The organism is Nonomuraea sp. NPDC049655, from assembly GCF_044465465.1.
In the GTDB taxonomy this organism is placed as follows: Bacteria; Actinomycetota; Actinomycetes; order Streptosporangiales; family Streptosporangiaceae; genus Nonomuraea.
This window is the reverse complement of sequence record NZ_JBITLS010000002.1, coordinates 394,026-411,250: the sequence shown is the minus strand read 5'-3', so window position 1 is coordinate 411,250 and position 17,225 is coordinate 394,026. Positions and strand designations below refer to the sequence as shown.

Below are 17,225 nucleotides of genomic sequence, written 5' to 3'. Positions count from 1 at the left end.
GGGTCACGACGTCGAGGTGTACGAGCAGGCGCCCGAGCTGCGCACGGCGGGCGGATCGGTGACCCTCTGGCCCGGCAGCACGGCCATCCTCGACGAGCTCGGCGTCGGGTACGCGGGCCTGGGACGGCGGCTGGAGACCATGGAGTCGTGGGCCGACGACGGCCGCCGGCTGGTCACCGTCGATCTCACCGCGGCCGAGCGGCGCTACGGGCATCCGTGCGTCCATGTGGCCCGGCGTGAGCTGGTCGAGGCGCTGTCGGCGGGCCTGCCCGTCGTCTACGGCGCGGGCGTCGAGCACGCCGAGCCGGAACGGGCGCAGGCGCGGCTGACAGGCGGCCGTACCGTGCGCGGCGACCTGCTGGTGGGGGCCGACGGCCGCAGGTCGGCGGTGCGCCGCGCCCTGTGGGGCGAGGACCCGGCCGCGTTGAGCGGCTGGGTCACCTGGCAGGGCTTCACCACCGCGCCGACCTCGTTGACGCACTCCCGCCGGGCCGTGATGATCGCCGGACGGCGGGAGCTGTGCGGGCTGATCCCGGCCGGGGCGGGCCGGTTGTTGTGGTGGTTCGACGTCCAGGCGTCGCCCGGGGGGCCGTTCTGGCAGGACGACCCGGACATCGTGCCGCGGCTGCGCGAGCGGTTCGGCGGCTGGGCCGACCCGGTGCCCGCGGTGCTGGAGACGATGGAGGACATCGGCTTCTTCCCGCACCACCGGCAGGCGATCCCCCGGGTCTGGGGCAGGGGCCCGACCACGCTGGCCGGGGACGCGGCCCACACCATGCCGCCCACCATGGCCCAGGGCGCCAACCAGGCCCTGGAGGACGCCTGGCTGCTGACCCGCTCGGCCGGCGGCGACCTGCGCGCGTACGAGCGGGCCAGGGCGCGGATCGCGCGGCGTCCCGCCATGATCGCCGGCACGGAGGTGACCAACCGGCAGCGCTCGTTCGCGGGCCTGGTCCCCGACTGGATGGCGACCAGGATGCACACGGCGTCGCTGCGCAGGTTCAGCACCTACCTCTTGACAGCCTCGTGAAGGCCGCCGGACGATGTCGCATATAGAGCAACTCGGTGCGTAATACGCAACAAGGGGTGTCGGTTGACCACCACGTCGAGCTTGATCTCCACGCTTCCCGGCCGCTCCTACACCGACCCCGACCTGTTCGCCGAGGAACAGGCCAAGATCTTCGAGAGCATGTGGTTCTGCGCCGTGCGCGCCGGCGACCTGCCGAAACCGGGCGCGTTCCGGACCGTCCAGGTGGGCGCGGAGAGCGTGCTCGTGGTGCGCGGGCGGGACGGGCTGCTGCGCGCCTTCCTCAACGTCTGCCGCCACCGCGGCGCGCGGCTGTGCGTGCAGGAGCGGGGCGAGGTCAGAAGGACGATCAGGTGCGCCTACCACGCCTGGTCCTACGACCTGGACGGCAGGCTGGCCGCCGCCCCCAACCTGGCGAAGATGCCCGACATCGACCGCGTCGAGTACGGCCTGGTCCCGGTGGGCCTGCGCGAATGGCTGGGGTACGCCTGGGTGTGCCTGGCCGACGAGCCGCCGTCCTTCGAGGACACCGTCACCGCCGCGGCCACCGAACGCCTGGGCGACCCGGCCGCCATCGAGAACTACCACGTCGACCGGCTGGCCCTGGGCCGCCGCGTGGTCTACGACGTCAAGGCCAACTGGAAGCTGGTCGTCGAGAACTTCATGGAGTGCTACCACTGCGCCACGATCCACCCCGAGCTGGTGGCCGTGCTGCCCGAGTTCGCCGGCGGGTACGCCGCCCAGTACTACGTGGGCCACGGCGCCGAGTTCGCCGAGCGCGTCGAGGGATTCACCGTGGACGGGGGCGCGGGCTTCGGCCGGCTCCCCGACGTGGCCCCGGAGCAGGACCGCCGCTACTACGCGATCACCGTCAAGCCGCAGGTGTTCGTCAACCTGGTGCCCGACCACGTGATCCTGCACCGGATGTTCCCCATGGCCGCCGACCGCACGGTGGTCGAGTGCGACTGGCTCTACCACCCCGACGTGGTGGCCTCGGGGGCCGACCTGACGCCGTCGGTCGAGCTGTTCCACCGGGTCAACGAGCAGGACTTCGACGCCTGCGAGCGGACCCAGCTCGGCATGGGGTCACGCGCCTACCGGGCGGGCGGCGTGCTGGTGCCGAGCGAGCACCACATCTCGGCCTTCCATCAGTGGGTGAACCAGCGCCTGCGCGGATAGCGCACCCGCAGGCCGCCGTACTTGGCCCGGCCGCCGACCACCAGGTAGAGGACGCCGGGCCGCCGCCTGCCCGGCACGTCGCCGACGACGGTCTGGCCCCAGTCGGTCCGGAAGGCGTCGACGTTCACCGCGGCGCCCTCGGGCACGGTGATCCTGGCGGAGCCGTACGTGAGGTCGAGTTCGAGGTCGACGACCGGGTGGGGGATGACGGCCTGGGACAGGTCGAGATCGACGCCGCCGTACTTGGAGGAGATCCGCAGCCGCCGCGGGACGGCCCAGTCACCCGAACGGCGCACGTGCCCGCTCTTGGACTCCAGCTCGACCACGTCGTCGGCCGGGGCCGCCGGGGCAGGCAGATCGGTGGTCAGGCCGAGCAGGTCGCCGTAGGTCCTGGCGGTGAGCGCCAGCCCGAGCCGGTCCTCCAGCTCGGGACGCGTCAGGCGGCCCTCGGCGAAGGCGTGCTGGAGCCGCTCCGCCGCGCGCTCCCGGTCCTCGTCGGAGACCCGCATCTGCATTTCCGACATGTCCTGAGCATAGGTTCGCGGCGGTCAGAACGGGAGGCGTCGCCCGGAAGGGGTCCGCAGATCGAGGTGGGAGTACCGGCGCCCCCGCGGGGGCCTGCGCACGAGCTGAAGTCGCTTCACGCCCTGTAAATACCCATTTGATTGTCTAAGAGTCCTCATGCGGAGGTACCGTGTGCCTGATGTCGGCGGACCCTTTCGTGCATCCGGCCCTCTTCTACCGAGGTGACCCGGAATATGTGGCTGCCACCACGGCTTTCGTGCGCGAGGGGCTGGCCGCCGGGGAGCCCGTGGCGGTGGCCGTGCCCGCCGCGAACCTCGCCAAGATCGAGGCTGGGCTGGGCGCCGACGCGGCCCGGGTGACCATGCTGGACATGGGCGTGGCGGGCCGCAACCCGGGGCGGATCATCCCGGCCGTGCTGCGGGCCGTCGCCGACCGGCATCCTGACGAGCACGTACGGATCATCGGCGAGCCGATCTGGCCCGGCCGCTCGGCGACCGAATACCCGGCCTGCGCCCAGCACGAGGCGCTGATCAACCTGTCGTTCGCGGGGCGGCGCGTCACGATCCTGTGCCCGTACGACCTGGCGGGGCTGACGCCCGAGGTGCTGCGCGAGGCCGAGCGCACCCACCCGGTGCTGCGCGACGCCTCCGGCGAGCGGACCAGCCCCGGCTACGCGCCCGACGAGGTCGTCGCCCGGCACAACCAGCCGCTCCCCGAGCCGGCCGCGTGCGTCTCGCTGCGCTTCGACCACACCAACCTGGCCTCGGCCCGCATCCTGGCGGCCGGCCAGGCCGAGGCGGCGGGCTTCGGGGACGACCGGCTCGACGACATCCGGCTCGTGGTGGCCGAACTCGGCGCCAACAGCCTCGACTACGGCGGCGGCGCCGGCCTGATCAGGGTCTGGATCGAGGACGCGCGGCTGGTCTGCGAGGTCGCCGACGGCGGTCACATCACCGATCCGCTGGCCGGGCGCCTGCCCGTCGAGGCACGCCGCTCCGGCTCGCGCGGCCTGCTCATCGTCAACCTGCTCGCCGACCTCGTACGCGTCCACAGCCGCCCCGGCGCGACCGCGGTCCGGGCCTACTTCGACCTGCCGGCCTCCCTGGTGTAGACATCGGAGGATGATCCGGCTACGGCCCATGCGGGCGCGCGACGCGGGCGAGTCCCACCGCGTCGCCACCAACCTGGAACTCTTCTTCGACCTGTGCTTCGTCGTCGCGGTCTCGTTCGCCGGCTCACAGCTCCACCACGCGCTCAGCGAAGGGCACCTGGCCGAGGGCGTCCTCGGCTACCTGACGACGTTCTTCGCCATCTGGTGGGCGTGGATGAACTACACCTGGTTCGCCTCCGCCTACGACAACGACGACTGGCTGTTCCGGCTGACCACGCTGGCCCAGATGGCGGGCGTGCTGGTGCTCGCGGCCGGGGTGCCCAGGGCGTTCCAGGAGCACGACTTCCGCGTGGTCTACGCCGGATACGTCATCATGCGCCTGGCCATGGCCGCCCACTGGCTGCGGGCGGCCTGCGGCGACCGTCCGGGCCGGCGGACGGCCGTGCGGTACGCCGCCGGCATCTGCGTCGCGCAGGTCGGCTGGATCCCGCTGCTGGTCGTGCCGGGGGAGTGGTACCTGGCGGCGTTCGCGCTCGGCGTGCTGCTGGAGCTCGCGGTGCCCGTGTGGGCCGAGCGGGGCAGCCCGACCGCCTGGCACCCGCACCACATCGCCGAGCGGTACGGCCTGTTCACGATCATCATGATGGGCGAGAACGTGCTGGCCGCCACGGTCGCCTTCCAGGCCGAGGCGCGCACCGCCGGCCTGCGGCCCGAGCTGATCGTCCTGGCCCTGGGCGCGCTGGTGATCGCCTTCGCCATGTGGTGGCTCTACTTCGACCCGCCGACCGCCGAGATCCTCGACTCCACCAGGCACGCCCTCCTCTGGGGGTACGGCCACTACGCGATCTTCGCGGCGGTCGGGGCGTTCAGCGCCGGGGTCGAGGTGAGCATCGACCACGCGTCGGGCGCGTCCCACCTGTCCGCCACGGGCGCGGCGCTGGCCGTGTCGGTGCCCGTCGCGGTGTTCCTGTCGATGCTCTGGCTGCTGCACGTGCGGCCCCACCGCTACGGGGCCGCCGACAGCGCGGCCTTCCTGGCCGCGGCCGTGCTCGTGCTGCTGTCGGCGCTGACGCCGGCGCCGATCCCGCTGACGGCGCTCGTCCTGGTCGCGCTGGTGGTCGTGACCGGCGTGACCAGGCGCGCGGCCTAGCGCTCGACCTCCGACATGTTCGGGTAGCGGGCGCCCCGGACGGCGTCCGCGGGCACCGCCCTGGCCATGGCGCCGACCGACTCCTCGATCGGCACGTCGGGGTTGCGGCGGTGCATGTAGTAGACGTCGATGTGGTCGATGCCGAGCCGCCGGAGCGAGGCGTCGCAGGCCGCCCTGATGTACTCGGGGCTGTTCTCGACCGTGCGCGTGCCGTCGTGGCGGTTGATGCCGACCTTGGTCGCCAGCACGACCTACTCCGACATGCCCATGCAACCCAGGCCGAGGGCCGACACCCGCGGGCCGCCGGTCCCCAGAACGCGCGTCTTCACATCCGCTCCCGGTAGTTGTCGATCTTGAGGTCGAGGACGTCCATGTCCGCGCTCAGCTCGGCGATCCTGGCCCGGACGCGCTCCCGGTGCAGCTCCAGCATGGCCAGCCGCTCGGCGGAGGTGTGCTCGCCCATGCGGCGCAGCTCCGCGTAGCGGCACATGTCGGCGATGGGCATGCCGGTGGTCCGCAGCTTGGTGAGGAAGTCCAGCCAGCGGAGATCCGCCTCCGCGTAGTCGCGATGCCCGCTGACGTTGCGGCCGACCGAGTGGATGAGCCCGATGCGCTCGTAGTAGCGCAAGGTGTGGGCGCTGAGACCCGAACGCTGGGCGGCCTCTTGGATCGTCATGTATCCAGAGTCACCCTTCGAGTGCACTCCAAGTCAAATCGGGGGTGCCGCCGACTGCACCCACCCTGAGGAGGCAGACCCTACCCAGGGTCGTCTTCCCGCAGGTCACGGGCCCGTCCCCGGACTCTGCCGACCAAGGTATTAGGGGACGGATCAGGGCCCGCTGGGGGCTCATCTCCGATGCCGGTCAAGGCCGCCTTACGCGAGCTTTAAGGCATGAGGGGATTGCTTGTCAGCGGATTCACGGCCATCGGCACCGGAGCCGGCGCGATGCTCACCTTGCACGCCGAGGCGGGCCTCGACCCGTTGCACAGCGTCATCAGCGAGTACGCCTTCCAGGCGTCCGGATGGCTGCTGCCGGCCTCGCTGACGCTGTTCGCCGTGGGGTCCGGGCTGATCGCCGAGGCGCTGCGCCGCTCCGGCGCCAACCGCTGGGTCGTCGCGCTGCTGGTGGCGTGGGGGGCGAGCATGTTCCTGATCGGGGCCTTCCCGACCGACCGTCCCGGGGTGCCGCTCTCGTTGTCCGGAGGCATCCACCGCTACGCCGCCTTCGCCGCCTTCCTGGTGATGCCCGCCGCGGGGTTCCTGCTGGCCAAGGCCAGGATCCGGTACGCCAGAGCGATGCGCGTGCTGAGCGGCGTGGCCCTCGGGGCGCTGTTGCTGGTCGTGGTCCCGTACGTGGTGCGCATGTTCGGCATCCCCCTGAGCAACGACGACATCCCGGCGGGCCTGACCCAGCGCGTGGTGGTCGTGACCGAGATCGGCGTGCTGGCGCTGGCGGGCCTGTCGATGCTCAGGCCGGCGGCGCGGCGGGTGTCGGCCGTGCTGGCCTGACGCCTGGCCGGTTCGCGAGGGGCGGGATGATCTTCCCGCCCCTTTTCGTGTGAGAACGGTCCGCTCCTGGAAAGAGGGAGGGCTCTGACCTCGCCCAAGGAGCTGTGAAGATGACCATTTTGATCGCCTACGACGGTTCGGACGACTCCAAGGCCGCCATCGCGTTCGCCGGACGGGCCGTGCAGGACAGGTCCGCCGTCGTGCTGACCGTCTGGGAGCGGCTGGCGATGACCTCCGCCCGCGCCTCCGCCGGGCTCATGATGACCCTCGACAACACCGCGGCCGAGGACGAGGCGATCGGCCAGGCGATGACCGAGCTGGCCGGGCACGGCGCCGAACTGGCCCGCGAGGCCGGCCTCGACGCGACGCCGCGGTGCGACCTGGACTCGGTGGCGGTGTGGTCGACCATCGTGGACGTCGCCGACGAGATCGACGCCACCCTCATCGTCACCGGCACGCGGGGACTGGGCGGCGTGCGATCGCTGCTGCTCGGCAGCACCTCGGACCGCGTCCTGCACCACGCCCGGCGTCCCGTGCTGGTGGTCCCGGGCCCCGAGGCGACCTCCTGACGGACCCGGCGGCGAGGATGCCGGTGGCGTGCGGCAGAGTGGGGCCCTCGGGATCTCCTGACCGGTGACCCGGTCAAGGGCGGTGGAGGGGGCGGCATGGCCGAGGGCCTGGCGCGGCGGCTGGGCACCGGCGACGCGGTCGTCGTCGGGCTGAGCGCGATGATCGGCGCGGGCGTGTTCGCCGCCTTCGCCCCGGCCGCCGCCGCGGCGGGCGGCTCACTGCTCGTCGCCCTCGCGATCGCCGCCGTCGCGGCCTACTGCAACGCGACCTCCTCGGCCCGCCTGGCCGCCCTCCATCCCGAGTCCGGCGGCACCTACGTCTACGGCCGGCGGCGGCTCGGCCCGCTGTGGGGCTACCTGGCGGGCTGGGGCTTCACCGTCGGCAAGACGGCCTCGTGCGCCGCGATGGCCCTCACCTTCGGCTCGTACGTCGCCCCGGGCGCGGCCCGGCCGCTGGCCGTCGCGGCGGTCGTCGCGCTCACGCTGCTCAACCTGTTCGGCGTCCAGCGTTCGGCCGCGGTCGCCCGGGTGATCGTCGTGCTCGTGCTCGCCGTGCTGGCCGCGGTGATCGTCGCCGGGCTGGCGGGGGAGCGGCCGTCCGGAATGCCGGGCGCGGGGCTGCCCGGCGCGGGCCCGTGGGGCGTGCTCCAGGGAGCCGGGCTGCTGTTCTTCGCGTTCGCCGGATACGCCAGGATCGCCACGCTGGGGGAGGAGGTGCGCGATCCGGCCCGTGCCATCCCGCGGGCGATCGGCATCGCCCTCGGCGTCACGCTCGTCGTCTACACGCTGGTGGCGGTGGCCGCCCTGCGCACGCTCGGGGCGTCCGGGCTGGCCGGGTCCCCGGCGCCGCTGGCCGACGTCGTGCGCCGGGCGGGGGCGGAGTGGCTGGTGCCGGTCGTGGGGGCGGGGGCGGCGGTGGCCTCGCTCGGGGCGCTGCTCGCGCTGCTGCTCGGCGTCTCCCGTACCGTGCTCGCGATGGCCAGGGAGCGTGACCTGCCGGGCGTGCTGGCCGCGGTCGACCCGGAGCGCCGGGTCCCGCGCCGGGCCGAGGCGGCGGTCGGGGCCGCGGTGGTCGTGCTGCTGCTGGTGGCCGACCTGCGCGGCGCGATCGGGTTCTCCTCGTTCGGGGTGCTGGTCTACTACGCGATCGCCAACGCCTGCGCGCTGACCCTCTCGCGGGCCGAGGGCGCGCCGGTCAAGGCCGTGCCGGTGCTCGGGCTGGTGTTGTGCCTGGTGCTGGCGTTCACGCTGCCGCTCGCCTCCGTGCTCGCGGGGCTGGCCGTCTTCGCCGTGGGGCTGGCCGTCTGGGCCGTACGCCACCGCGCGAGCGGCTCGCGGGCGTAGACTGGGCGTGATTCCTCTCGACGATGGCCCGGGCGTGCCGACGAAAGCGCCCTTTCCGTGAACGTTCGCGTAAGGAACCTCCGCCCGGCCGCATGAGCGGCATCCGGGTGCGCACCCCCAGAGAGCTCCAGGCCCAGCGGCGGCGCAGGCGGCCCCGATGCCTCGGCCATCTCACCGTCGCCCCTTTGTGGCCCATGCACGGCGTCAACCTCGGCACCCTGCTGCGCACCTGCGACGCGGCCGGCGCGTGCCTGGCCGTGCCCCGCCTGCCTTGGGTGCCCGAGGCGCTGGCCAGGGGGAACACCCTCCGGGCCGGAGCATGCGTCCATTGGGTCCATCCGCTGCCCTGGCTGGCCTCCCGGCGCGACCGCGTGCTGGGCGTCGAGCTGGCCGAGAACGCGATCAGGCTGGCCGACCTGCCCATGGCCCGCGAGCCGACCGTCGTCGTGCTCGGCCACGAGGCCACCGGCATCCCCGGCGAGGCGCTCGACCTGCTCGACGCCGTGGTCGAGATCCCGATGATCGGCACCGGGGCCAGCCTCAACGTGGCGGTGGCCGGGTCGCTGGTGCTCTACAAGCTGGCCGGGCTGGCCTGACGCCGGGTACGATGCCGAACATGACGATCAGCGCGGTGATGATGACCCCGTAGGGGGTTTCACCGACGACGTCCTGTTGAGGCCCTGCGACCCGGGGCCTCTCGTCGTGTCGGGGCCCTTTCGGGAGGCGACCGATGTACATCACGACGACCATCCCCTACGTCAACGCCCGCCCGCACCTCGGGCACGCGCTGGAGCTCGTCCAGGCGGACGTGCTGGCCAGGCACCACCGGCGGCGCGGCGAACCCGTGCGGTTCCAGACCGGGACCGACGACAACTCGCTGAAGAACGTGCTGGCCGCCGAGGCCGAAGGACTGCCGGTACGGGAGTTCGTGGACCGCAACGCGGCCGCGTTCGAAGGGCTGCGCGAGCCGCTCGACCTGTCCTTCGACGCGTTCGTCAGGACGAGCGGCCACCCCGCCCACCGCGCCGGGGTCGAACGCATCTGGAAGGCCGTCGAAGGCGACCTCTACCAGCGGCACTACGAAGGGCTCTACTGCGTCGGCTGCGAGCAGTTCTACCCCGAGGGACCCTGCGCGGAAGGTCACGAGGCGCCCCTGCAGGCGGTCTCGGAGCGGAACTGGTTCTTCCGGCTCTCCCGCTACCAGGACGCCCTGCTCGACCTCATCCGCGGCGGCGGCCTGCGCATCGAGCCGGCCGCCCGGCGCAACGAGGTGCTGGCGTTCGTCGAGGCGGGGCTGGCCGACATCAGCGTCTCGCGGTCGGCGGCGCGCGCCCGCGGCTGGGGCATCCCGGTGCCGGGGGATCCCACCCAGGTCGTGTACGTGTGGTGGGACGCCCTCGCCAACTACGTCACCGCGCTGGAGGGGGCGGACCACGAGCGCTGGTGGGCGCGCGAGCCGGACAAGGTGCACCTGGTCGGGAAGGGGGTGATCCGCTTCCACGCCGTCTACTGGCCGGCGATGCTGCTGGCCGCCGGCGAGCCGCTGCCGTCGCAGATCTTCGTGCACGACTACCTCACGGTGAACGGCCGCAAGATCAGCAAGTCGTCCGGGACGGCCGTCGACCCGGTGGCCCTGGTGGACGCGTACGGCGTGGACGCGGTGCGGTGGTGGCTGCTGCGCGAGGTGCCGCGCGTGGGCGACGCCGACTTCACCGAGGGACGCCTGATCGCAAGGGCCGACGAGGACCTGGCCAACGGCGTGGGCAACCTGGTCAACCGGGTGGCCACGATGGTCCACCGGTTCCTGGACGGAAACGCGCCGGAGGTGCGCGAGGAACTCGGGCCCGGCGACGTGCACGGCGCGCTGCGGGACTTCGACTTCCGCCGGGCCGCCGGAGCGGTGTGGCGGCTGGTGGAGGAGGCCAACAGGTACGTCGAACGCGTCCGTCCGTGGCAGCAGGCCGCCGGCGAGCGGGAGGCGTCGCTGGGCGTGCTGGTGGGGGCGTGCCGGACGCTGGCCGTCCAGCTGGAGCCGTTCCTGCCGACGGCGGCGGCGCGGGTGGCGGCGGCGGTGTCGGGGGAGCGGCTGCCGCGGCCGGAGCCCCTGTTCCCGCGCCTGACCCGGTGAATCCCGACATGTGCCGACGCGCCGATCGGGCTGCGCCGTGGACGGTTGACGGTGCGGCAGGGGCGGCCTACGTTGGGCGCACTTACTGACCAGTTGGTATGGAGGTCCCATGCCCACCGTCGAGACCGTCCGGGGCCCGATCGACGTCGAACGGCTCGGCCAGACGCTGATGCACGAGCACGTGTTCGTCGTGGCCGCCGAGCACGTGGACAACTACGGCCAGGGCGCCTGGTGGGACGAGGAGTTCCGGGTCGCCGACGCCGTCGCCAAGCTCGGCGCTGTGGCGGCCAAGGGCGTGCGGACGATCGTCGACCCGACGGTCTGGGGCCTCGGCCGCCACATCCCGCGCATCCAGCGGGTGGCCGCCGAGGTGCCCGGCCTGAACATCGTCGTCGCCACCGGCCTGTACGCCTTCGAGGAGCTGCCCCACCAGTACGAGCACCGCGGCCCCGGCCTGTTCCTCGACATGCCCGACCCCATGATCGACGACTTCGTCCGCGACCTCACCGAGGGCATCGCCGACACCGGGGTGAAGGCCGCGCTGCTGAAATGCGTGGTGGAGCACAAGGGGCTGACGCCCGGCGTCGAGCGCATCTGCCGGGCCGTCGCGCGGGCCCACGTGCTGACCGGAGCGCCGATCACCGTGCACACGAACGCCTTCACCCAGAGCGGGCTGCTCGCGCTGGACCTGTTCGCCAAGGAAGGGGTGAACCTGGAGAAAGTGGTCGTCGGGCACGCGGGCGACAGCAACGACCTCGACTACCTGATGCGCCTGGCCGACACCGGCGCGACGCTGGGCATGGACCGGTTCGGTCTCGACGTCTACAACCCGACCGAGCAGCGCGTGGCCACGATCGCGGCCCTGTGCCGGCGCGGATACGCCGACCGCATGGTCCTCAGCCACGACACCGCCTGTTTCATGGACTACTTCGGCGGCGCATGGGACGAGGCCAGAAACACGCTCGCGCCGAACTGGCGCTACGATCACATTCACGATGACGTTCTGGCAGCACTGCTCGGCTCTGGTGTCACCGATGACCAGATCGAACAGATGCTGGTGTTCAACCCGAGACGCTACTTCTCGTAAAGTGGTCGAGAAGTGACGACAAGTGGGAAACAACGCGGGTAGGTGGAGCTGGGTGACTTCGGAGCAGGCTTTGTCGATCAGCCTCGGACTCCAGGGCCCCTGCGTCATCGCACGCCTGACCGGGGATTTCGACTTCGGGTCCGCGGCCGAGGTGCGCGACCGGGTCACCAAGGCGCTCGACCTCACCCAGCCGCCGCTCCTGGTCATCGACATGCAGGCCGTCAGCGTCTGCGACTCCTCCGGCCTGTCCGTGCTGGTCTACCTGCACAAGGCCGTCACCGCCTCTGGCGGCAAGCTGCTGCTGTCCGGTCTGAACGGCCGGTGCAAGCACCTGTTCGCGATCACCGCGCTGGACAAGTTCTTCGACATCCGCAGCACGGCCGAGCTGGCCATCGCCGAACTCAACGAAACCGGGAATTCGCCGCCGTTCACCGGGTAGTTGCCGGTGCATGTCGGCCGCAGAGCCCGACCTGCTCGGCATGTACCTGGAGCAGATCGGAAAGAACCCCCTGCTCTCCGCCGCGGACGAAGTCGACCTCGCCCGGCGGATCGAGGCAGGACTGTACGCGGGCCACCTGATCGAGCGCGGCGCCGCGACCCCGGAGCTCGAAGCCGTCGTCCGCGACGGGCGGCGGGCCAAGGACAAGCTGATCAGGTCCAACCTCCGCCTGGTCGTCGCCGCCGCCAGGCGGTACGCCTTCCGCGGGCTGCCGCTGCTCGACGTCATCCAGGAGGGCAACCTCGGGCTGATCAGGGCCGTGGAGAAGTTCGACTACACCCGCGGGTACAAGTTCTCGACGTACGGGATGTGGTGGATCCGTCAGGCCATCGAACGCGGCATCCACGACAAGAGCCGCACCGTACGGCTGCCCATCCACGTGGCCGAGGACCTGTCGCGGCTGCTCAGGGCCGAGCGGCGGCTCGCCGCCGACCTGGGCCGCGAGCCGACGGACGGCGAGCTCGCCGCATCGGCGGCGCTCACCGCCGGCCAGGTCGCCGCGTTACGCAGGCTCGGGCAGGAGGTGGTCAGCCTGGACCTGCCGGTCGGCGAGTCCGGCGAGAGCCGCATCGCCGACCTGATCGCCGACGAGGACGGGCCCGGGGTGCAGGAGATCGCCGAACGCCGCGCCATGAGCGCCGACGTCCTGGACGTGGTCACGTCGCTGCCGCCGCGCGAGGCGGTCGTCATCAGGCTCCGGTACGGCCTCACCGGACAGAAGGCGGAGAGCTACAGCGAGATCGCGGACCGCCTGGGGCTCACCAGGGAACGCATCAGGCAGTTGGAGAAGCAGGCACTGAAACGCCTCCGCCAGTACAGCCCCCTCCTGGCCTGGGCCTCCTGACCTCTCGCCCCCTCATCCGCTGTTCTTGGACGGCGGGTCGTCCGCTGTTCTTGGACGGCGGGCGTCGTAGCGCGGTCATCCGGTCGGCCCCGGACAGCGGACGGGGCCGAGCGCGTGCTCGGCCCCCGTTCTCCTCGGGTCTTGGGTCAGGCGGTGACGAGGAGCGCGACCCCGATCAGCACCGCAACCGGGACGAGCCACATGACGGCCTCGACAGCGAACTCCTTGTACATCGCGCAAGTCTCCCTCGAAACGCCCAAGTGGGGCACCGCTAAACGTCACTGCGCAGCATAGCCGCCCCCACCCCCGACTCGATCCACCCACATCCCGGCCGCCGCCCCCACGCCCCTGGGGGGAGCTCACAGCTGCTGGCGGGCGATGCGTTTGCCGAGCCCCGCCAGGGACTCGTCGGCCATCAGGGCGGGCAGGCGCGGGGCGTCCACGTCGATCTGGTGCAGGACGGCGGGATGGGCGCCGTTGAAACGGCTCCACGCCCGGACCACCTCCGGCATCGCCGCCACCGCCGTGTCCGACAGGATGGCCTCCCTCGGCAGCCACGACGTCAGGAACTGGCTCACCCGCGCCGGACTCCACCAAAGCGGACGCTCACCCACGAACTCCGCCAACTTCTCGAACGCCTCCCGCGCCCCCGGCACGTCGGGCAGATCGTGGAAGCCGGCCATCGTGCCGTCGGGCGCCTGCCGGACGAGCCCGGGCACGGCCAGGGCCCGCGCGATGGCCAGCGGACGGACGGCGGGCAGCGTGTCGGCCACCTGAGCCCCCATGATCCGGTCGCCCAGCTCGAACGCGTCCAGCATCCGTCCGGCCACCACCCCAGGCTCGGCCGGGCTCAGGCCCAGGTCGTCGAGGAACGTGACCTCCTCGACGACGGCGTCCACCGCGAGGCCGCCGTTGGGCTGGTCGATGCCGACGACGAGGATGTGCGGCTCCTTGCCGTTCGCGTACCTGAAGGACAGGACGGCCAGGGTCTGCTCGCCGTACGGGTCGGCCTTGCCGTACCAGGCTCCTTCGCAGGTCACCTGCCCCATGCGACGCACCCATCCGGGCAGCCCGAGATCGGCCTCCGCCGTCCCGGCCACCTCCACCCCCAGAACCCGCAACCCTCCTGCCCCGGGCTCCGCCCCCGCTGCCGCCTCCGCTTCCGTCTCGGATTCCGCCTCCGCTTCCGTCTGGGGCTCCGGAGAGGATTCCGCGCCGGGCCATCCGGGCCTGTCGACCGCGGCCAGGGCGGCGAGGGTGAGACGCGACTCAGCGCTGCCGTCCTCGGCCAGCTCGCCCAGGAACGGCCTCACCTCATCGGGCTCCAGAGCGGCGGTGAGCCGGGCCGCCCAGAGCTCGGTCCGCAGCGGCGAGCGCCAGCGAAGCAGGTCGCGGGCTTGGCCGACAGCCATGGAAAACACAGTTGTCCTCACCCTCCGACCGTATCGCCCCCACCGGAAACCCCCCCGCCCAGTGAGTGCCTGGGCCGGCTTGAACGGTGGATCGGCGGCTGGGCCAGTCCGAGCGGCGGGCTGGTGGAGAGGGCGGCCTGATCAGCGGGCCGGTGGCTCGGGAGTCTCGGCGGTGGGCTGGTGCCCGAGGCGGCCTGATAGGTGGGTTGGTGCCTGGGCCGGCTTGGACGTTGGGCTGGTGCCTGGGCCGGCTTGGACGCTGGGCTGGTGGCAAGGGGTGTCCCCCTGACGGCGGGCCGGTTGTGGGGCCGGGCCGCCGTCAGGGGGTGAGGTCAGCGGTTGTCGTTGCCGAGTCCTGCCTTGCGGAGGGCTTCGGCCATCGCGCCCATGGGAGCCGGACGGTCCTGGCGGCGCTGCCCGCCGCGCTGACCGTCGCCGCGCCCCTGGCCGCGACCGCCGTCACGACCGCCGTCGCCACGACCACCCTGGCCGCGACCGCCGTCACGACCGCCGTCACGACCGCCACCGCCGCGAGCACCGTCGCCCCGGCCGCCGTCGCCCCGGCCGCCGTCGCGGCCGCCCTCGCCACGGGGGGCGGAGCCGTCACGAGCGCTGCCGTCGCGGCGGGGCTCGTTGCGGGAGCCGTCCGAACGGGCGCCCGACTTGCGGGGCGGGCGGCCCTCCGAGGACGGCTGGGTGACGTCGTCCTCCAGGCGGAGGGTCAGGGAGATGCGCTTGCGCGGGATGTCCACCTCAAGGACCTTGACGCGCACGATGTCGCCCGGCTTGACCACGTCGCGCGGGTCTTTGACGAAGGTGCGGGACATGGCCGACACGTGGACCAGGCCGTCCTGGTGGACGCCGATGTCGACGAACGCGCCGAAGGCGGCCACGTTGGTGACCACGCCCTCCAGGATCATCCCCGCCACCAGGTCGGAGATCTTCTCCACGCCCTCCTTGAAGGCCGCCGTCTTGAACGCCGGACGCGGGTCGCGCCCCGGCTTCTCCAGCTCGCGCAGGATGTCGGTGACGGTCGGCAGGCCGAAGGTGTCGTCGGTGAAGTCTTGCGGCCGGATGGTGTGCAGGGCCGAGGTGTTGCCGATCAGCGACTTGAGGTCGGTCTGGACCGAGCTCAGGATGCGCCGGACCACCGGGTAGGCCTCCGGGTGCACGCTGGAGGCGTCGAGCGGGTCGTCGCCGCCCGGGATGCGCAGGAAGCCGGCGCACTGCTCGAACGCCTTGGGCCCGAGCCGCGAGACGTCCTTCAGCGCCGTGCGAGTGCGGAACGGGCCGTTCTCGTCGCGGTGGCGCACGATGCCCTCGGCCAGCGTCGCGCCGATGCCCGACACCCGCGTGAGCAGCGGCGCGGACGCCGTGTTGACGTCGACCCCGACCGCGTTGACGCAGTCTTCGACGACGGCGTCGAGCGAGCGGGAGAGCTTGGACTCGGCCAGGTCGTGCTGGTACTGGCCGACGCCGATCGACTTGGGGTCGATCTTGACCAGCTCGGCGAGCGGGTCCTGCAGCCGGCGCGCGATGGAGACCGCGCCGCGCAGCGACACGTCGAGGTCGGGCAGCTCCTGGGAGGCGTAGGCCGAGGCCGAGTAGACCGAGGCGCCCGCCTCCGACACGACGATCTTGGTGATCGACGGCATGAGCTTGACCAGGTCGCCGGCCAGCTTGTCGGTCTCGCGCGAGGCGGTGCCGTTGCCGATGGCGATGAGCTCGACGCCGTGCTTCTGGGCCAGCGCGCCGAGCACGGCCAGCGACTGGTCCCACTGGCGCTTGGGCTCGTGGGGGTAGATGGTGGCGGTCTCGACGACCTTGCCCGTGGCGTCGACCACGGCCACCTTCACGCCGGTGCGCAGGCCGGGGTCGAGGCCCATGGTCGCTCGGGTGCCGGCCGGGGCGGCCAGCAGCAGGTCGCGCAGGTTGGCGGCGAACACGCGCACCGCTTCGTCCTCGGCGGCCTGCCACAGGCGCATGCGCAGGTCGATGCCGAGATGCACGAGGATGCGGGTGCGCCAGGCCCAGCGCACGGTCTCGGCCAGCCACGTGTCGGCCGGACGCCCCTTGTCGGAGATGCCGAACCGGGCGCCGATGCGCAGCTCGTAGTCGGCGGTCTCGTCGGGCTCCAGCGCGACGTTGAGCACTTCCTCCTTCTCGCCCCTGAACATCGCCAGGATGCGGTGGGAGGGCAGCTTGGTGAACGGCTCGGTGAAGTCGAAGTAGTCGGAGAACTTGGCCCCCGCCTCCTGCTTGCCCTCGCGCACCTTCGACACGAGCCGGCCGCGGCTCCACAGCCGCTCGCGCAGGTCGCCGATGAGGTCGGCGTCTTCGGCGAACCGCTCGATCAGGATCGCCCTGGCCCCTTCGAGGGCGGCGCCGGCGTCGGCCACGCCCTCGGTGACGAACTCCGCGGCGACCGTGGCCGGGTGGAGCGTCGGGTCGCCGAGCAGCTTCTCGGCCAGCGGCTCCAGGCCGAGCTCGCGGGCGATCTGCGCCTTGGTGCGCCGCTTGGGCTTGTAGGGCAGGTAGATGTCTTCGAGCCTGGCCTTGGTCTCGGCCGCCATGATCTGCGCGCGCAGTTCGTCGTCGAGCTTGCCCTGAGACTCGATCGACTCCAGGATCGCCGCCCTGCGCTCGTCGAGCTCGCGGAGGTAGCGCAGCCGTTCTTCGAGCGTGCGGAGCTGCGCGTCGTCGAGGGCGCCGGTGACCTCCTTGCGGTAGCGCGCGATGAACGGCACGGTGGCGCCGCCGTCGAGCAGATCGACCGCCGCCTGCACCTGCCCGTCGCGCACGCCGAGCTCTGCCGCGATCCGCTGGTGAATAGAGAGCAC

Annotated in this window: 16 protein-coding genes and 1 pseudogene; 12 read left to right on the top strand and 5 right to left on the bottom strand. The window is 72.2% G+C overall.

Annotated elements, in window-relative coordinates; genetic code table 11:
• Positions 1 to 10: 10 nt before the first annotated feature.
• Positions 11 to 1,030: pseudogene (locus tag ACIBQ6_RS07200) on the top strand (FAD-dependent oxidoreductase); the annotation flags it as partial.
• A 63-nt stretch (positions 1,031 to 1,093) separates the two neighbouring features.
• Positions 1,094 to 2,206: an SRPBCC family protein gene (locus ACIBQ6_RS07195; protein ID WP_397210621.1), complete on the top strand. Its 1,113-nt coding sequence runs from the start codon at positions 1,094 to 1,096 to the stop codon at positions 2,204 to 2,206.
• Here ACIBQ6_RS07195 and ACIBQ6_RS07190 read toward each other — a convergent pair.
• Entirely contained in the window at positions 2,176 to 2,730 is a 555-nt protein-coding gene (locus ACIBQ6_RS07190) for a DUF1707 domain-containing protein (protein WP_397210620.1), read from the bottom strand. The two genes, ACIBQ6_RS07195 and ACIBQ6_RS07190, sit on opposite strands and share 31 nt — an antisense overlap.
• 179 nt (positions 2,731 to 2,909) lie before the next feature.
• On the opposite strand from ACIBQ6_RS07190, the gene ACIBQ6_RS07185 reads away from it, so the two are divergent.
• Together ACIBQ6_RS07185 and ACIBQ6_RS07180 are read left to right on the top strand one after the other, a co-directional pair.
• The gene (locus tag ACIBQ6_RS07185) at positions 2,910 to 3,842 is read left to right on the top strand and encodes an anti-sigma factor RsbA family regulatory protein (protein WP_397210619.1); all 933 of its coding nucleotides are present in this window, start codon (positions 2,910 to 2,912) and stop codon (positions 3,840 to 3,842) included.
• A gap of 10 nt (positions 3,843 to 3,852) precedes the next feature.
• The gene (locus tag ACIBQ6_RS07180; protein WP_397210618.1) at positions 3,853 to 4,992 is read left to right on the top strand and encodes a low temperature requirement protein A; all 1,140 of its coding nucleotides are present in this window, start codon (positions 3,853 to 3,855) and stop codon (positions 4,990 to 4,992) included.
• Here the strand turns inward: ACIBQ6_RS07180 and ACIBQ6_RS07175 are convergent.
• Both ACIBQ6_RS07175 and ACIBQ6_RS07170 read right to left on the bottom strand, forming a co-directional pair.
• The gene (locus ACIBQ6_RS07175; protein ID WP_397210617.1) at positions 4,989 to 5,240 is read right to left on the bottom strand and encodes an aldo/keto reductase; all 252 of its coding nucleotides are present in this window, start codon (positions 5,238 to 5,240) and stop codon (positions 4,989 to 4,991) included. The genes ACIBQ6_RS07180 and ACIBQ6_RS07175 overlap by 4 nt on opposite strands.
• Before the next feature lie 77 nt (positions 5,241 to 5,317).
• The gene (locus ACIBQ6_RS07170) at positions 5,318 to 5,668 is read right to left on the bottom strand and encodes a MerR family transcriptional regulator (RefSeq protein WP_358287935.1); all 351 of its coding nucleotides are present in this window, start codon (positions 5,666 to 5,668) and stop codon (positions 5,318 to 5,320) included.
• Positions 5,669 to 5,884: 216 nt separating this feature from the next.
• Here ACIBQ6_RS07170 and ACIBQ6_RS07165 point away from each other — a divergent pair, with 216 nt between their 5' ends.
• The 8 genes from ACIBQ6_RS07165 (at position 5,885) to ACIBQ6_RS07130 (ending at position 12,973) form a co-directional block, all read left to right on the top strand.
• Positions 5,885 to 6,502 (top strand): DUF998 domain-containing protein, encoded by a 618-nt coding sequence (locus tag ACIBQ6_RS07165; protein ID WP_352327172.1) that lies wholly within the window; start codon positions 5,885 to 5,887, stop codon positions 6,500 to 6,502.
• A gap of 110 nt (positions 6,503 to 6,612) precedes the next feature.
• The gene (locus ACIBQ6_RS07160) at positions 6,613 to 7,071 is read left to right on the top strand and encodes a universal stress protein (protein WP_357699338.1); all 459 of its coding nucleotides are present in this window, start codon (positions 6,613 to 6,615) and stop codon (positions 7,069 to 7,071) included.
• 96 nt (positions 7,072 to 7,167) lie between these two features.
• Complete coding sequence (locus tag ACIBQ6_RS07155) at positions 7,168 to 8,415, top strand: APC family permease (protein ID WP_397210616.1); 1,248 nt, start codon at positions 7,168 to 7,170, stop codon at positions 8,413 to 8,415.
• A gap of 92 nt (positions 8,416 to 8,507) precedes the next feature.
• Positions 8,508 to 9,011 (top strand): TrmH family RNA methyltransferase, encoded by a 504-nt coding sequence (locus tag ACIBQ6_RS07150; protein WP_397210615.1) that lies wholly within the window; start codon positions 8,508 to 8,510, stop codon positions 9,009 to 9,011.
• 134 nt (positions 9,012 to 9,145) lie between these two features.
• Complete coding sequence (gene metG / locus ACIBQ6_RS07145; RefSeq protein WP_397210614.1) at positions 9,146 to 10,543, top strand: methionine--tRNA ligase; 1,398 nt, start codon at positions 9,146 to 9,148, stop codon at positions 10,541 to 10,543.
• 109 nt (positions 10,544 to 10,652) lie between these two features.
• Entirely contained in the window at positions 10,653 to 11,630 is a 978-nt protein-coding gene (locus ACIBQ6_RS07140) for a phosphotriesterase-related protein (RefSeq protein ID WP_358287923.1), read from the top strand.
• Positions 11,631 to 11,682: 52 nt separating this feature from the next.
• The gene (locus ACIBQ6_RS07135; RefSeq protein ID WP_358287921.1) at positions 11,683 to 12,069 is read left to right on the top strand and encodes an STAS domain-containing protein; all 387 of its coding nucleotides are present in this window, start codon (positions 11,683 to 11,685) and stop codon (positions 12,067 to 12,069) included.
• A 10-nt stretch (positions 12,070 to 12,079) separates the two neighbouring features.
• Positions 12,080 to 12,973 (top strand): RNA polymerase sigma factor RpoD/SigA, encoded by an 894-nt coding sequence (locus tag ACIBQ6_RS07130; RefSeq protein ID WP_397210613.1) that lies wholly within the window; start codon positions 12,080 to 12,082, stop codon positions 12,971 to 12,973.
• Positions 12,974 to 13,332: 359 nt separating this feature from the next.
• On the opposite strand, the gene ACIBQ6_RS07125 is transcribed toward ACIBQ6_RS07130, so the two are convergent.
• Both ACIBQ6_RS07125 and ACIBQ6_RS07120 read right to left on the bottom strand, forming a co-directional pair.
• Positions 13,333 to 14,385: a hypothetical protein gene (locus ACIBQ6_RS07125; RefSeq protein ID WP_397210612.1), complete on the bottom strand. Its 1,053-nt coding sequence runs from the start codon at positions 14,383 to 14,385 to the stop codon at positions 13,333 to 13,335.
• A 332-nt stretch (positions 14,386 to 14,717) separates the two neighbouring features.
• Positions 14,718 to 17,225, bottom strand: a complete 2,508-nt coding sequence (locus tag ACIBQ6_RS07120) for a Tex family protein (RefSeq protein ID WP_397210611.1) — start codon at positions 17,223 to 17,225, stop codon at positions 14,718 to 14,720.

What these genes read in the sequence shown, in the direction of transcription:
- ACIBQ6_RS07190 (WP_397210620.1), bottom strand. Translation starts at nt 2,730, where the DNA reads ATGTCGGAAATGCAGATGCGGGTCTCCGACGAGGACCGGGAGCGCGCG.
- metG (WP_397210614.1), top strand. Translation starts at nt 9,146, where the DNA reads ATGTACATCACGACGACCATCCCCTACGTCAACGCCCGCCCGCACCTC.
- ACIBQ6_RS07140 (WP_358287923.1), top strand. Translation starts at nt 10,653, where the DNA reads ATGCCCACCGTCGAGACCGTCCGGGGCCCGATCGACGTCGAACGGCTC.
- ACIBQ6_RS07165 (WP_352327172.1), top strand. Translation starts at nt 5,885, where the DNA reads ATGAGGGGATTGCTTGTCAGCGGATTCACGGCCATCGGCACCGGAGCC.
- ACIBQ6_RS07170 (WP_358287935.1), bottom strand. Translation starts at nt 5,668, where the DNA reads ATGACGATCCAAGAGGCCGCCCAGCGTTCGGGTCTCAGCGCCCACACC.
- ACIBQ6_RS07185 (WP_397210619.1), top strand. Translation starts at nt 2,910, where the DNA reads ATGTCGGCGGACCCTTTCGTGCATCCGGCCCTCTTCTACCGAGGTGAC.
- ACIBQ6_RS07150 (WP_397210615.1), top strand. Translation starts at nt 8,508, where the DNA reads ATGAGCGGCATCCGGGTGCGCACCCCCAGAGAGCTCCAGGCCCAGCGG.
- ACIBQ6_RS07130 (WP_397210613.1), top strand. Translation starts at nt 12,080, where the DNA reads ATGTCGGCCGCAGAGCCCGACCTGCTCGGCATGTACCTGGAGCAGATC.
- ACIBQ6_RS07155 (WP_397210616.1), top strand. Translation starts at nt 7,168, where the DNA reads ATGGCCGAGGGCCTGGCGCGGCGGCTGGGCACCGGCGACGCGGTCGTC.
- ACIBQ6_RS07180 (WP_397210618.1), top strand. Translation starts at nt 3,853, where the DNA reads ATGATCCGGCTACGGCCCATGCGGGCGCGCGACGCGGGCGAGTCCCAC.
- ACIBQ6_RS07125 (WP_397210612.1), bottom strand. Translation starts at nt 14,385, where the DNA reads ATGGCTGTCGGCCAAGCCCGCGACCTGCTTCGCTGGCGCTCGCCGCTG.
- ACIBQ6_RS07160 (WP_357699338.1), top strand. Translation starts at nt 6,613, where the DNA reads ATGACCATTTTGATCGCCTACGACGGTTCGGACGACTCCAAGGCCGCC.